Raw genomic sequence first — 13,515 nt, forward strand, 5'->3', positions numbered from 1 at the left:
CGGGCGCTTGGCCACCGCTCACCGGCCGCCGGTCCGGCCCGGCGTCGCGGGGCGGCCAGCCAGGGCCCACCGGGTGAGCGCGGGGCTGGCCACGCCCACCACGGCGAAGAGCGCGCCGACGGCCAGCCAACCGGGCATCCCGCCGTCGAGCACCACGAGCGTCAACAGGGCCGGGCCGGCGGCGCGGGCCAGACCCGCCACCATGCCGTCCGCTCCCTGGTAGGCGCCGACCGCGTCCGGCGGAGCGAGGTCGTAGGCGAGTCCCGCTCCGCCAGCGCCGTGCCACAGGTCGCCAGCGGTGTAGACGACGGTGGCGACCAGCAGCAGTGCGACAGCCGCAGCGGTGGGCAGGCGGGCGGTGGCCGCGTACAGCAGCATCGCGGCTGCCAGCACCAGGCCGGCCCGGCGCATCGTCCGCGCCGCCGCAGCGGCGGTGTCCGCGCCGCGGCTCAGCCGCACCGCCAGCAGGACGGTGAGCACCGTGTTGGTCAGCAGCACCGCCGACACGACTGGCGGGGGCGCTCCGACCACTGTCACCGCCCAGAGCGGCACCACCAGCGTGAGGACCGTCTGGTGCAGGGCGAGCACCGCCGACGCGCCGCTGACCGCGAGGAAACGGCCGTCACGCAGCGGCCGTCCGCGGCGGGCAGCGGCCGTCGGGGCCGGCGCGGTCGTCGGCTGCGCGGTTGGGGGACAGGCCGGCAGCCGTAACAGCAGCGCCGCTGACACGAGATAGGTGGCCGCGTTGCCGGCCACCAGGATCTGGTACGCCAGGTGTGTGTCGGCGGCCAGCGCGAACCCGGCCAGGCCTGCTCCGACCGCGATGCCCAGGTTCGCCACCGCCCGTAGCGTGGCGAAGGCGTGCACCCGACCCTGCGGGCCGGCGACGGCGGCGATCAGCGCGGCGCGGACCGCGAGGTTGCCCGAGGTCAGCAGCAGGTCGAGCACCGCCACGATCAGGAACACCGGAAACGAGCCGACCAGCAGGTACGTTGCCGCGACCACCGCCTGGAGCACCTGGAGGACGGCCCGCAGCGTACGCGGGTCGCGCCGGTCGGCCAGACCACCCAGCGGCACGCTGGCGGTCAACCCGACCAGCCCGGCGACGCTGAGCCCGAGGCCCACCTGGGCGGCGGAGAGCCCCACGGCCCGGGTGAGATAGATGGCCGCGCCGGTCAGCCACAGTCCCGAGCCGACGGTGTTCGCCAACGTGGCGAGGGAGAGGGTGCGCAGCCGCCCGGCCGGCGGTAGCGGCGACACGCCCCCCATCAGCGTGAGATGACCACGGCCGAGGCGAGGTCGATGACCCGGTCGTTGGGGGTGGCCAGGTCGCCGTCGGTGGCCTGGGTGCCGTGTGTGGCCCGGTTGTTGTCGGTGGCGCGGTTGTTGTCGGTGGCCCGTTCGAACGTGTCGCCGTTGACAGTCATGGTGGCGACGCTAGGCAGGCCGGGCGGAGTTGGCGGTCCCGAACGACGCGAGGCGGGTCACACTGCCCCGCCGCAATGGCATGGACCCGAGGGCCCCGCTCGTCACAGCTGGTGGGCTGGGCCGCGGTCACGTCCGTCGGTGGTAGAGGTTGCGGCGGGGGACCTGTTCGGGGTCGAGCCAGGCCGGTGGAATGAAGTCGGGGTGGCCGTCACCGCCCAACCGGACGGCCCAGTCGCCGCGGTGGACGTGTCGGTGGTGGTGGCCGCAGAGCAGCACGGAGTTGGCCAGGCTGGTGTCACCGCCGTCGGCCCAGTGTCGAATGTGGTGGGCGTCGCACCAGCGGGGTGGGCGGTCGCAGCCGGGGAAGGCGCAGCCGTGATCGCGGAGCACGAGGGCGCGTCGGAGTGGGCCGGTGATGAGGCGGCGTTGCCGGCCCACGTCGAGCGTTTGGCCGCTGCTGCCGAGAACGGCGGGCAGGATGGCGGCGTCGCAGGCGAGCCGGCGGACCGTCTCCGGGGCGAGCTGGAAACCGGTGTCCAACGTGCCTGCGCCGAGCTGCCGGCCGAGGCCGTCGTAGCTGGTGGTGACGACGATCTGCGCCGGCTCGCCGCCGTGCTCGGGTAGCTCGCCGGTGCGCAGGCTGAGGCGGCACAGGTCGGCGAGGGCGTCGTGGCGGCGTTGCCCGGGACTCCGCGCGTCGTCCGGGCCGGACGGCGCGGTCAGCGGGTCGATCGCGGCGCGGAGCAGGCCACCGGCCTCGGCGTCCAGGGTGCCGCTCAGCCGCAGGCGGCCGTCGGTGAGGGTGGAGAGGGTGACGTGACGGTCCCGGTCGGAGCGGCGGGCCTCGGCCTCCAACGCGGCCCGGGCGGCGGCCTCGGCGACCTCCGGGGCGACATGGTCGAGGATCCGGCTGCCCAGCTTGCGCAGGAGAGTCGGCTCGAACTGCCCGGCCCACCCGACCAGCACGCCGACCGCCTTGTCGGCGGCCTCGGCGCCGGCGGCCATGTGCACCGTGCGGACCGTGTCGCCGATGACGCGGGCCTGCTCCACGCTGATGTCGCCGCCGGCCAGAGCGGCGCGCACCCCCGGCGCTCCGGTGTCCAGCGCGCCGGCGAGGTCGACCAGCCGCCGGGCGGCCGAGACCGTGAGTCGCAGCCGGTCACGCAACCAGACGGCCGTCGAGGACGCGCCCTGCGCCTGGGCCGTGCCGCGGCCGTCCAGCTCACGCACGAGGGCCAGCTGCACGGCCGCCAGGCGCTGCTCAAGCCGGTGCGCGGTGTCGAGCGCCGCGACGAGGTCGGGCTCGGTGAGTGCCCAGGCCGGCGCGTCGACGCACGCGGCGATCGCCGCCTCAGCCTGCGTCAACTCCTCCACCATGGACCGACAATAGAACAGGTGTACGACAACTTTGGTGCTTGCCTACATCGACGATGGGAGCGGGCCTCAGGGCATGCCGCCGGAGTCGCTGGTGACGCCACTGTCGTAGGCCCGGTTGTCGTCCCCGCCGTAGCCCTTGCCGCGCAGGCTGCCACGGCGCTGGCGGCGCTGCTCGTGCCCGCTCGCCCGGATCGCCTGGCGGGCTCGGCGCATCGTCTCCTCGGGCCCGTCGCCCCGGGTACGGCGACGGCGCCGCAGTGCGAAGACCGGCAGAACGGCCAGCAGTAGCGCTGCCGCCGCCCCGGCCAGGAGCCACGTTCGTCCATCCATGCTCGTGATGGTAGGTACGCAGGTCCAGCGGAGCTGGTGGCCGCCCGGGGGAGGGCGGCCACCAGCCGTGCCTGCTCAGGACAGCGAGCAGGGGTTTCCGTTGACGGTGATCAGCCCCGGCCTGGGGTTGGCGCCGCCGTTGGTCGTGGCGTTGAAGCCGAACGTCACCGTGCCGCCGGGGGCGATCTTGGCGTTGTGCGACTCGTTGCGTGCCGTCACCGTCGCGCCGGACTGGGTGACCTTCGCCAGCCATGCCTCCCGGACGCGCTGGTCACCGGTGAACGCGAACCGCACGCTCCAGCCGTTGACGGCGGTGGCACCGGTGTTGCGGATGGTCAACTGGGCGGTGAAGCCGGTGCCGCCCTGCCAGGTGCCGTAGTTGGCGTAGTTCACCGAGCAGGTGACGGCCGGTACCGCGCCGGCCTCGCGCTGGTCGGCCAGGAACGAGGAGATCCAGGCCAACGCCGAGTTCCAGTTGATCGCGACCTCGTTGGTCGAGTACGAGTTGATGTCGTCGACGTAGCAGAACATCGGCTTGCAGCCGGCGAGCAGCTGCGCCGCGAACGGATCCTGCAGCGCCGCGTTCGCGCCACCGGCGAGGGAGCCGTCGGGCGGGCGGGGCAGGTCGGGGTTGAGCTGGTGGCCGAAGATCCGGCTGTGCTGGTTCTGCGCGTTGTGTTCGCCCCAGCCGGTGACGTAGGAGATGTTCAGGGCGTTGCGGCCGAGGATGTAGTCCATGGCCTGGACGGCGCCGTCGCGGTAGGTGGCGTCACGGGTCAGGTCGAAGGCGGTGGCCAGGACGATCGCGTTGTTGATGATGCTGCTGTTGCCGCCCCAGAAGTAGCTGTTGGCGTCACCGGGCATCGGCAGCCCGTACGCCTGCCGGCGCAGCTCGGCCAGGTACGCGTCGGCGGCGCCGGTGACCGAGGCGCGGACGCGGGTCAGCTCGGTGGCCGGCAGCCCGTTCGGCACGGTGGCCAGGTCGAGGCGGCCGAGCGCCGCGACGCTCTGCCAGCCGAAGCCCCGCGGGTCGAACACGTCGCCGGTGTGGTGCGGCGAGGCGCTCAGGTCGGTCAGGTAGGTCTGCTCCCCGGTGCTCAGGTACAGCTCGACCGCCGCCCAGTAGAACTCGTCGGTGACGTTGCTGTCGTCGTACGCGCCGCCGCCGGTGCCGTCGTTGGGGCTGGCGTACACCGCGGGATGGGCCTTGGCGGCGGCGTAGGCCGTCTTCGCGGCAGTGGCGCAGCGGCGGGCGAACGCCGCGTCGTAGGGGGCGAACAGCCGCGCGCACTGGGCGGCGGTGGCGGCCAGGTTGAGGGTGGCCGCGGTCGATGGCGGGTGCAGCTCGCGTGGCTGCGGGTCGTCCTGCGGGGCGAGCGGCAGCCCGGTCCAGTTCTGGTCGTGGATCTTGTGGTGGACCATGCCGGCGAAGGGCTTGCCGGCCGGCACCTGCATGCGCAGCAGGAACTCCAGCTCCCAGCGGGCCTCGTCGAGGATGTCCGGCACGCCGTTGCCGCGCTCGGGCACCCGCAGCGAGCCGTCGGCCAGCCTCGCGCCGCCGTCGGCGGTGGCCGCCGTCTTGGTCCGCTCGAACGTGTTGAGCAGCTGGTAGGTGGCGATGCCGCCGTTGACCACGTACTTGCCGTGGTCGCCGGCGTCGTACCAGCCGCCGCGCACGTCGAGGGAGTAGTCGCAGACGCCGGGCTGGCAGGGCACGTTGGTGTCGCCCTGGTTGGGGGCCACGCCGAGGTGGCCGGCGGGGCGGGCGTACTCGTCGCCGATCAGGTCACCGTCGATGGCGATGCCGCTGCGCTGGGCGTAGAAGAACTGCAACGAGTCGGCGCGCAGCCGGTCGTAGAGGGTGCCGGAGATGTCGAACGGGTGGCTGGTCTCGCCGTCGACGGTCAGGGTCAGCCCGCTGCCCGGCGTGCGGTAGCTGGAGAAGTCGACGGTCTGCACGTTCTGCCCGGAGGCGGCGTCGACGCCGCGCGTGGTGGTCGTGCCGCTGGCCAGGACGGCGCCGGCGGCCGAGCGCAACTGCCAGGGCAGCGGCCCGGTGGCCTCGGTGACCACAGTGGCGTTCTTCGGGCCGCCGGGCAGGTAGCCGACCTGGTTGACGCGCACCCGTGGCCCGGTGTCCGGCTCGTACGGCTCGGGCGGCTCGCCGCCGCGCAGCGAGACGTCATCCAGGCAGATGGTCTGCGCCTGCGCGCTGCCGCCGACCTGGAAGATCAGTTGGGCGTTCGGGTTGTCGTCCGGGACGGTGAAGGTCTTCTCGACCCGCTGGGCGGTGCCGGTCGCGGTGGCGTCCACGGCGGCATATGTCGTGTACGGGGCGCTGCCGAGCTGGAGCACGGCCTTGACCGCCGCGCCGGGGGTGGCGGAGACGGCGAAGCCGAGGGTGTATTCGGCGCCCGCGATCAGCGGTACCCCGTCCTGGCCGATGCCGGCGTCCCAGGGGTTGGCCAGCCCGCCGGGGACCGTGGTGCAGAGCCGGCCGTCGGTGACCGCGAGCGCGCCGGTGCCGAAGGAGAACCAGGGGCTCACGCCGGCGCTGAAGTCGCCGTTGTCGATCTGCTCGGGGGCGTCCGGTGGAGGGTCGGCGTGGGCCGCGCCGGCGCCCGCGCCGGTGAGGGCCAGGGTGGTCGCCGCGGCCAGGAGGAGGCGGCGTCGGGATGGCGTCACGGGGAGTCCTTCCGGGACGGGAAGAGGAACGGTGATGGTGGTGCGGTGGTGGTGGAACCTGGGAGCGCTCCCAAGTGTCGGCTCGATGTTTCCAGTGGCGGATCGCCCTGTCAATTGATCCGACTGGATGGGTTCTGGCGCGCGACGAGGGCGGCCGGTCCGGCCGCGCGCTCCGGCACGTCGGCTGGGCAACGTGAGATTGGCCGCGCCACGCCCCGTCGGTCCTGATCTCCTAGAGACAACTGCGCCCTTCGCCTGGCAGGCTGCCTCCCATGACCCTGAAGCTGCGTTCCGTGGGAACGAGCGACCGTGGGCTGATCCGCAGCGGAAACCAGGACGCCCTGCACGCCGGCACCTGGCTCGTCGCCGTCGCCGACGGCATGGGCGGAATGGCCGCCGGTGACCTGGCCAGCTCGCTCACCATCGACGCGGTCGCTCCGCTGGACGTGGAGACACCCGAGGACGCTCTGGTGGCCGCCCTGCAGGACGGCATCGCGCTGGCCACCGCCCGCATCCGGCAGGCGGTCGCCGACGACCCCGAGCGCCAGGGCATGGGCACCACGCTGACCGCCCTGCTCTTCGCGCGTACCGGCAGCTGCCTGGCCCTCGCCCACGTCGGTGACTCGCGGGCCTACCTGTTCCGCGAGGGTGTGCTCAAGCAGGTCACCCGCGACGACACCTTCGTCCAGATGCTCGTCGACCAGGGCGTGATCACCGCGGACCAGGCGAGCAGCCACCCGCGCCGGGCGGTCGTCACCCAGGCGTTGCAGGGCGAGGACGTCTCCCCGTCGTACGCCACGATGGTGCCCCGGGCCGGCGACCGGTGGCTGCTGTGCAGCGACGGCCTCTCCAACGTCGTCCGCCCGGACACCCTGGCCGAGGTGCTCAGCGGCTACCCGGACCGGTCCGCCTGCGCCGGAAAGCTGATCGACCTGGCGCTGCACGCCGGCGGGCCGGACAACGTCACAGTGGTGGTGGCCGACGTCGTCGAGGAGTAGCCCCTCCTCAGCGCCGACGCGGCGCGGCGCGCCGGGTGGGCGTCGCCGTGCTCGGGTCCTCCGGCCACGGATGCCGGGGATAGCGGCCGCGCAGCTCCGAGCGGACCTGCGGATAGCCGGTACGCCAGAACGACGCGAGATCCGCGGTGACCGCCACCGGGCGGCCGGCGGGGGAGAGCAGGTGCAGCAGCACCGGCACCCGGCCGCCTCCGACGCGCGGGGCCGCCGGCCAGCCGAACGTCTCCTGGAGCTTGACCGCCAGCACCGGCGCCGCCGGGTCGGCGTAGTCCACCCGGATCCGCGAGCCGCTGGGCACCTCGATGCGTTCCGGCGCCAGCTCGTCGAGGCGCGCGGCCTGGGCCCACGGCAGCAGCCGGCGCAGCGCCGAGGTCACGTCCACCCGGCTCAGGTCGGCGCGTCGCCGGGCAGCGGCCAGTTCCGGCCCCAGCCACGTCGGGGCGGCCGCGAGCAGCGCCTCGTCGCTGACGTCGGGCCACTCGTCGCCGAGGTGGTGCCGGCAGAACGCCATCCGCTCGCGCAGCCCCCGTGCCGCCGGCGTCCACGGCAGCAGCCCCAGCCCCTCCTGGCGCAGGCCGGTCAGCAGCGCCGCCGCCACCTCCGCCCGGTCCGGGCGGTCCAGCCGCCGTGCCACCAGCTCGATCGCGCCCAGCCGGGTCACCTCCCGGGCCACCACGTCCCCGTCGGACCAGCCCACCTCGCGGCGCGTGGACAGCAGCGGGCCGGCCGCCTCTCGGGCGGTCGCCTCGTCCAGCGGGGTGGCCCGGCGGATCCGCGCCGACGGCGCGCCGGGGCGGCGGTCGGCGACGGCCACCGCGAGCCAGTCGGACCCGGCCAGCCCCGACCCGACCGCCAGCTCCGCGGCGGTCCCACCCGTCATGAGGTACGCGGACCCGCCCGGCCGCCGCACCCGGGCCACCCGCTCGGGGTACGCGAGACCGACAAGCAGCCCGGCGGCGAGATCGTCGGTGAGTCCGCCCGAGGCGGCCCGCTCACCGGCGGGCAGCGCGGCGCGTAACCGGCGTACCTCGGTGCGCCAGCGGGCCGTGGCCCCCGCGTCGGTGCCGGCGCGCAGCCGACGCCAGCCGGCCACCAGGTCGTCGCCCGGGCCGGCCGCGCTCTCCTCGGCGAGCAGGGCCACCACCTCGGCGGCGCGGTCCGCGCCGACCCGACCGGCGCCGTCGAGCAGCGCCCGGGCCAGCCGCGGGTGCGCCCCGGCCGAGGCGATCACCCGGCCCCGTCCGGTGATCCGGCGCGTCCCGTCGACCGCGCCCAGCGTCTCGAGGGTGTCCCGGGCCACCGCCATCGCCGCGGCCGGGGGCGGATCGGGCAGCGCCAGCCCGACGCCGTCCGGGCGCCCCCAGGCGGCCAGCTCCAACGCGAACCCGGTCAGGTCTGCGGTGGCGATCTCCGGCTCTGCTCGGGCGGGCAGCCGCTCGTGGGTCGCCTCGGACCAGCAGCGGTAGACGTACCCTGGGGCCTCCCGGCCGGCCCGGCCGGCCCGCTGGGTGGCGGCGGCCCGGGAGACCGGCACGGTGATCAGCGCGCCCAGCCCACGGGCCAGATCGATGCGGGGCACCCGGGAGAGTCCGGCGTCCACCACCACCCGCACGCCCGGCACGGTGAGGCTCGTCTCGGCCAGCGCGGTGGACAGCACCACGCGACGCCGGCCGTCGGGGGTGCCGGGCCGCAGGGCAGCGTCCTGCTCGGTGGCGCGCTGGCGGCCGTGCAACGGCAGCAGGTCGACGGTGTCCCGCAGGTCGCCGAGCCGTCCGGCGACCGCGGCGATCTCACCGGCCCCGGGCAGGAAGACCAGCACGTCGCCGTCGTGCTCGCGCAGCGCCCGCCGGACGGTGGCGGCCACGTGGTCGAGCAGGGCGCGGTCCACCGGCCCGGCCCCCGGCGGCGGGACCGGCCGCGCCGGCGGCGCCCAGATCCGCCGTACCGGGTGCAGCGCCGACTCGGCCCGGACCACCGGGGCGGCGGCGGTCCCGCCGAGCAGCGCGGCGAACCGGTCGGTGTCGGGAGTGGCGGACATCGCGAGCAGCCACAGGTCCGGCCGGAGGGTGGCCCGGGCCTCCACCGTGAACGCGAGTGCGAGGTCGGCGTCGAGCTGCCGCTCGTGGCACTCGTCGAGCAGCACCGCACCGGTGCCGGGCAGCTCCGGGTCGTGGTGCAGCCGGCGGACCAGCAGGCCGGTGGTGACCACCTCGATCCGGGTGGCCGGGCCGACCCGACGCTCGCCGCGTACGGCGTAGCCGACCCGGTCGCCGACGCGCTCGCCGAGCAGCTCGGCCATCCGCCGGGCCGCGGCGCGCGCCGCCACCCGCCGGGGTTGGGCGATCACCACCCGCCCGTCGACCCGGTCGGCCACCGCCAACGGCGCGAGAGTGGTCTTGCCGGTGCCCGGCGGGGCCACCAGGACCGCGGCGCCGGCCGCGTCGAGCGCGGTCAGCAGCGCCGGCAACGCCGGACGGACCGGCAGGTCCACTGTTACGTCGGAGAGCACGGCCCAGTCTCGCACCGGTGCGAAAGGCTCAGCCGCGACGGACCTCGGACAGACCGCGCAGGAACGAACACCAGGCGGCCGAGCCGAACGCGAGCACCGGGCCGGAGCGATCCTTGCTGTCTCGGACGGCGACCCGACCGTCGACTGTCGCGACCTCCACGCAGTTGCCGTTGCCACTGCTGCGCGTGCTGGTGCGCCAGTCCGCCCGGGTCAGGTCGAGCGCCGTCATCCGTGGTACCCCTCGTCTGCGTCGGCGTGCCGCAGACGCGGTCACGCAAAGTTACGAGAAGCCTCCTTGAGGTGGGTCAGCGACGCCCCCGGATCGAGTGCCATCCGGCACAGCTCCTCGTGCAGAAGGCTATACCCGAGCACATGATCGGCATCCTCCAGAGCCAGGCCCATCGTCAGGTTATCCAGGTAAACCACGGACGCGTCGGCGGCGTCGGCGAAGTTGAGGATCACGTACGGGGTGGTCATCGCCGGATGCTCGCCGGCCGCGAACGGCAGTACCTGAATTGTCACGTTGGGTAACTGGGCGATGTGGCTCATGTGGGCCAGTTGCTCGGCCATCACGGCGGGACCGCCGACCGGGCGCAACAGCACCGCCTCGTTGAGCACCACCGACAACTGCACGGGCTCGTCGCGGCGCAGCACCTCCTGGCGGCGCAGCCGGGCCGCGACCTTGCGCTCCAGGCCGTCCTCGCCTGCCGTGCGGCGGAAGATCGCCCGGGCGTACGCCTCGGTCTGCAGCAGTCCGGGCACCGACTCGGCCTCGTACGTGCGCAGCGTCGCCGCCTCGGCCTCCAGTCCGACGTAGAACTCGAACCACTCCGGCAGCACGTCGCTGTAGTTCTGCCACCAGCCGCGCTGCTGCGCGCCCCGGGCGATCTCGATCAGCGCCTCGGCGTCCGCGCCGGTGACCTGGTACAGGGCGAGCGCGGCCCGCACGTCGCGGGGTTTGATGCCGATCTGCGCGGTCTCGATCCGGGACAGGTTGCTCTTGGACATGTCGAGCTGGCGGGCGGCCACGTCGAGGGTCATGCCCGCCCGTTCCCGGAGCTGGCGGAGCTCGCGGGCGATGCGCCGACGGCGCACGGTGGGGCTGGCGGTGGGCCGGATGGTGGAGGCGGCGGTCACCGTCCGAGTCTGTCACGACAAGATCCGCAGGTCGCGCCTGCACGGAGTGCAACTTTCAAATCTGGGAGTTGCGTTGCAGTAGCTGTCGGTGCATCCTTTTCCGGGCGCGAACACTGTGGACACAGCCGAGCGGGAGGACCGTTTGCTCATCGCCGACGAGTTCTTTCTGATCGCCCACAACGACACCCGCGGCAAGGCCAAGCTCCACCCGGCGGCGACCGGCCTCGGCCTGGCCGCCGGGCTCCTCGGTGAGCTGACCCTCTACGGGCACATCACCGTCTCGGGTGGACAGGTCACCGTCATCGACCGGCGCCCACCCGCCGACGCGCTGGCGCACACAGTGCTCGACCAGTTGATCGGTGAGTCCCAGCACCGGGCGGTGAACGTCTGGCTCAGCTTTCTGGCGCAGAGCGCGACGACCTCGGTGGGCGAGCGGCTCGCCCGGGCCGGGGTGCTGCGCCGCCACGAGAGCCGGCGGCTGCTCCGTACCTCGGTCAGCTATCTGCCGATCGACCTCAACGCCGTGGCCTGGCCGGCCACCCGGCTGCGGGCGCTGCTGGAACGCCCCGACCCGCCGAGCGTGCCGGACGCGCTGCTGCTCGGCCTGGTCGTGGCCGCCGGGCTGACCCGCGAGGTGCTGTGGAGCGCCGGCCCTCGCGCCCACCACCGGTTGAACGTCCTCATCCCCGCGCTGCCGGCGCCCCTGAAGGAGCTCGTCGGGCACACCGAGGCCGCCGTCGGCGCAGCCGTGCTGCGCGGCATCCCCTGATTCCCCCGGTAACCCCAACCCCTCCCCCTCGACAACCGGAGTAGTCGTATGCCATCGACATCGACAGTCGATCGACCCAGCAATGTCTCCGAAGCCCTCGCGAGGGGACGCCTCGGCGTCCCCTCGGTCATCTTCTTCGTCCTGTCCGCGGCCGCGCCGCTGACCGTGGTGGCCGGCGTCGTCACCACCGGCTACGGCGTCATCGGCGTGACCGGCATCCCGCTGGCCTTCCTGGTGGTCGCCGCGGTGCTCGCCCTGTTCTCGGTCGGCTACGTGGCGATGTCCCGCCGGGTCGAGAACGCCGGCGCCTTCTACGCCTACATCTCGCGTGGCCTCGGCCGGCCGGCCGGCGTCGGCGCCGCGTGGGTGGCGCTGATCGCGTACAACGCGCTCCAGGTCGGGCTCTACGGCACCATCGGCGTCGCGGCCGAGCCGGTGCTCGACCGGATCTTCGGCGGACACCCGCACTGGTCGATCGTCGCCCTGGTGGCGTGGGCGCTGGTCGGCCTGCTCGGCCTGCTGCGGGTCGACATCAACGGCCTGGTGCTCGCCGCGCTGCTGGTCGCCGAGATCGTGGTCATCCTCGTCTTCGACCTGGGCCAGCTCGGCAACCCGGCCGACGGTCAGGTGAGCTTCGCGGCCCTGTCGCCGGACAACCTCTTCGTGCCGGGGGTGGGCGCGGTGCTGGTGCTGGCCATCCTCGGGTTCGTCGGCTTCGAGTCCGCCGTGGTGTTCAGCGAGGAGAGCAAGGACCCGAAGCGGACGGTGCCGCTGGCGACGTACCTCTCGGTGGCGATCATCGCCGGGCTGTACGCGCTCTCGTCCTGGACCATGACCGTCGCCGTCGGGCCGGACAAGATCGTCGCCGAGGCCGGGGAGCAGAGCGTCGGGCTGATCTTCAACCTGGCCGCCGCCCAGCTCGGCGACACCGCGGTGACCATCGGGCAGGTGCTCTTCCTGACCTCGGTGCTGGCCGCGATGATCTCGTTCCACAACACCACGGCCCGCTACACCTTCGCGCTGGGCCGGGAGCGGGTGCTGCCGGCCGTGTTCGGGCAGACCTCCCCGCGGACCGGCTCGCCCCGGGCCGCGTCGCTGGCACAGAGCGTCCTCGGCCTGCTGGTCATCCTGCTCTACACCGTCAACGGCTGGGACCCGGTGGTCCAGCTGTTCTTCTGGGGCGGCACCACCGGCGGGTTCGGCGTCCTGCTGCTCATCGCCACCACCTCGGTGGCGGTGATCGCCTACTTCGTCCGCCACGGCGGCGAGACCCTCTGGCGGCGGGCCATCGCGCCCGGCCTGGCCAGCATCGCACTCGTCGTGATCATCTGGTTGGCCGTGTCGAACTTCGCCAACCTGCTCGGCGTCGCACCCGACTCCAACCTGCGCTGGGCGCTGCCCGCCGTCTACCCGGTGGCGGCCGCGCTGGGCATCGCGTGGGCGCTGCTGCTGCGCAGCAACCGTCCGGACACGTACGCCCGGATCGGTCTCGGCGCGGCGGCCGCCGCGGCGGCCGTGCGATCGGGGGAGCAGCAGGCGCCGACGCCGGCCGGCGCGGAGGCGTCTCGATGAGCGTGGCCATCGAACGGCTCGGGCCGCAGGACACCGCGCTGGTCGCCAACCGGATCGCCGAGGCGTTCACGGCCCTGGAGGTGACCTCCTGGCTGGTGCCCGACGCGAGCAAGCGCGAGGCCGTGCTGGCCGGGGACTTCGAGATCCTGGTCGACCACGCCATGCGGCACGGGTTCGTGCACGCCACCGCGGACCGGGCCGGGGTCGCGGTCTGGTTCCCGTCCGTCGGTGAGCCGGCCCCGCCGCCGCCGGACTACGACGCCCGGCTCGCCGCCGCGTGCGGCGAGTGGACCGACCGGTTCCAGCATCTCGACGAGTTGTTCGCGGCGAACCACCCGCATCCGGACCATCACCACATGGCCTTTCTGGCCGTGCAGCCGGGACGGCAGGGGCAGGGGTTGGGCACCGCGTTGATGAGGCACCACCACGCCTGGTTGGACGCCAACGGCATGCCGGCCTACCTGGAGGCGAGCAGCCCGCGCAGCCGGGACCTGTACGCGCGGCACGGTTACCGGGCCGGCGAGCCCTTCCGGGTGCCCGACGGCACGCCGTTCTGGCCGATGTGGCGGGAGCCCGCCGGCCGCTGACGGGGCCGGCCGGGCCGCTGCCCTGGGGGAGCGACCCGGCCGGTGCGCCGTTCGAACGTCTCGACTCACGATGAAGGGCCGGGTCCACGCTGACCCGGCCCTTCA

The 13,515-nt window shown here is 74.0% G+C and carries 12 protein-coding genes; 4 read left to right on the plus strand and 8 right to left on the minus strand.

Going from position 1 to position 13,515, the window contains the following annotated elements; all coding sequences use genetic code 11:
• Positions 1 to 18 precede the first annotated feature (18 nt).
• The 5 genes from ACGGAQ_RS09105 to ACGGAQ_RS09125 all read right to left on the minus strand — a co-directional run bounded on the left by ACGGAQ_RS09105 (position 19) and on the right by ACGGAQ_RS09125 (position 5,820).
• Positions 19 to 1,269, minus strand: coding sequence for an MFS transporter (locus ACGGAQ_RS09105; protein WP_393046200.1), 1,251 nt, complete (start codon positions 1,267 to 1,269; stop codon positions 19 to 21).
• Entirely contained in the window at positions 1,269 to 1,427 is a 159-nt protein-coding gene (locus ACGGAQ_RS09110; RefSeq protein ID WP_393046203.1) for a hypothetical protein, read from the minus strand. The genes ACGGAQ_RS09105 and ACGGAQ_RS09110 overlap by 1 nt, the downstream gene beginning before the upstream one ends.
• Positions 1,428 to 1,554: 127 nt before the next feature.
• The gene (locus tag ACGGAQ_RS09115) at positions 1,555 to 2,805 is read right to left on the minus strand and encodes a DUF222 domain-containing protein (protein WP_393046205.1); all 1,251 of its coding nucleotides are present in this window, start codon (positions 2,803 to 2,805) and stop codon (positions 1,555 to 1,557) included.
• Positions 2,806 to 2,871: 66 nt separating this feature from the next.
• Positions 2,872 to 3,135 carry a hypothetical protein gene (locus ACGGAQ_RS09120; RefSeq protein ID WP_393046208.1) on the minus strand — a complete coding sequence of 88 codons (264 nt, stop codon included), beginning with the start codon at positions 3,133 to 3,135 and terminating at the stop codon, positions 2,872 to 2,874.
• Positions 3,136 to 3,210: 75 nt separating this feature from the next.
• Entirely contained in the window at positions 3,211 to 5,820 is a 2,610-nt protein-coding gene (locus ACGGAQ_RS09125) for a glycoside hydrolase family 9 protein (protein ID WP_393046211.1), read from the minus strand.
• A 272-nt stretch (positions 5,821 to 6,092) separates the two neighbouring features.
• Here ACGGAQ_RS09125 and ACGGAQ_RS09130 point away from each other — a divergent pair, with 272 nt between their 5' ends.
• Positions 6,093 to 6,818 (plus strand): PP2C family protein-serine/threonine phosphatase, encoded by a 726-nt coding sequence (locus ACGGAQ_RS09130; RefSeq protein WP_393046213.1) that lies wholly within the window; start codon positions 6,093 to 6,095, stop codon positions 6,816 to 6,818.
• A gap of 7 nt (positions 6,819 to 6,825) precedes the next feature.
• On the opposite strand, the gene hrpB is transcribed toward ACGGAQ_RS09130, so the two are convergent.
• Genes hrpB through ACGGAQ_RS09145 form a run of 3 tightly spaced genes read right to left on the minus strand, consistent with a single transcriptional unit; the run spans position 6,826 to position 10,440 of the window.
• Positions 6,826 to 9,345 (minus strand): ATP-dependent helicase HrpB, encoded by a 2,520-nt coding sequence (hrpB, locus tag ACGGAQ_RS09135; protein WP_393046815.1) that lies wholly within the window; start codon positions 9,343 to 9,345, stop codon positions 6,826 to 6,828.
• A gap of 28 nt (positions 9,346 to 9,373) precedes the next feature.
• A complete protein-coding gene (locus tag ACGGAQ_RS09140; RefSeq protein WP_393046216.1) occupies positions 9,374 to 9,574 on the minus strand; it encodes a DUF397 domain-containing protein in 201 nt (66 codons plus the stop codon).
• 41 nt (positions 9,575 to 9,615) lie between these two features.
• On the minus strand, positions 9,616 to 10,440 hold the full coding sequence (locus tag ACGGAQ_RS09145; RefSeq protein WP_393046818.1) for a helix-turn-helix domain-containing protein: 825 nt from the start codon (positions 10,438 to 10,440) through the stop codon (positions 9,616 to 9,618).
• A gap of 184 nt (positions 10,441 to 10,624) precedes the next feature.
• On the opposite strand from ACGGAQ_RS09145, the gene ACGGAQ_RS09150 reads away from it, so the two are divergent.
• The 3 genes from ACGGAQ_RS09150 to ACGGAQ_RS09160 are packed head-to-tail and all read left to right on the plus strand — an operon-like array spanning position 10,625 to position 13,410.
• Positions 10,625 to 11,251: a GPP34 family phosphoprotein gene (locus tag ACGGAQ_RS09150; RefSeq protein ID WP_354858351.1), complete on the plus strand. Its 627-nt coding sequence runs from the start codon at positions 10,625 to 10,627 to the stop codon at positions 11,249 to 11,251.
• A 48-nt stretch (positions 11,252 to 11,299) separates the two neighbouring features.
• Entirely contained in the window at positions 11,300 to 12,823 is a 1,524-nt protein-coding gene (locus ACGGAQ_RS09155; protein ID WP_393046219.1) for an APC family permease, read from the plus strand.
• Positions 12,820 to 13,410: a GNAT family N-acetyltransferase gene (locus tag ACGGAQ_RS09160; RefSeq protein ID WP_393046222.1), complete on the plus strand. Its 591-nt coding sequence runs from the start codon at positions 12,820 to 12,822 to the stop codon at positions 13,408 to 13,410. The genes ACGGAQ_RS09155 and ACGGAQ_RS09160 overlap by 4 nt, the downstream gene beginning before the upstream one ends.
• Positions 13,411 to 13,515 lie beyond the last annotated feature (105 nt).

It is taken from the genome of Micromonospora sp. NPDC047557 (assembly GCF_043205095.1).
Classification (GTDB): domain Bacteria; phylum Actinomycetota; class Actinomycetes; order Mycobacteriales; family Micromonosporaceae; genus Micromonospora.

What these genes read in the sequence shown, in the direction of transcription:
- ACGGAQ_RS09160 (WP_393046222.1), top strand. Translation starts at nt 12,820, where the DNA reads ATGAGCGTGGCCATCGAACGGCTCGGGCCGCAGGACACCGCGCTGGTC.
- ACGGAQ_RS09120 (WP_393046208.1), bottom strand. Translation starts at nt 3,135, where the DNA reads ATGGATGGACGAACGTGGCTCCTGGCCGGGGCGGCGGCAGCGCTACTG.
- ACGGAQ_RS09110 (WP_393046203.1), bottom strand. Translation starts at nt 1,427, where the DNA reads ATGACTGTCAACGGCGACACGTTCGAACGGGCCACCGACAACAACCGC.
- ACGGAQ_RS09155 (WP_393046219.1), top strand. Translation starts at nt 11,300, where the DNA reads ATGCCATCGACATCGACAGTCGATCGACCCAGCAATGTCTCCGAAGCC.
- ACGGAQ_RS09105 (WP_393046200.1), bottom strand. Translation starts at nt 1,269, where the DNA reads ATGGGGGGCGTGTCGCCGCTACCGCCGGCCGGGCGGCTGCGCACCCTC.
- ACGGAQ_RS09130 (WP_393046213.1), top strand. Translation starts at nt 6,093, where the DNA reads ATGACCCTGAAGCTGCGTTCCGTGGGAACGAGCGACCGTGGGCTGATC.
- ACGGAQ_RS09115 (WP_393046205.1), bottom strand. Translation starts at nt 2,805, where the DNA reads ATGGTGGAGGAGTTGACGCAGGCTGAGGCGGCGATCGCCGCGTGCGTC.
- ACGGAQ_RS09140 (WP_393046216.1), bottom strand. Translation starts at nt 9,574, where the DNA reads ATGACGGCGCTCGACCTGACCCGGGCGGACTGGCGCACCAGCACGCGC.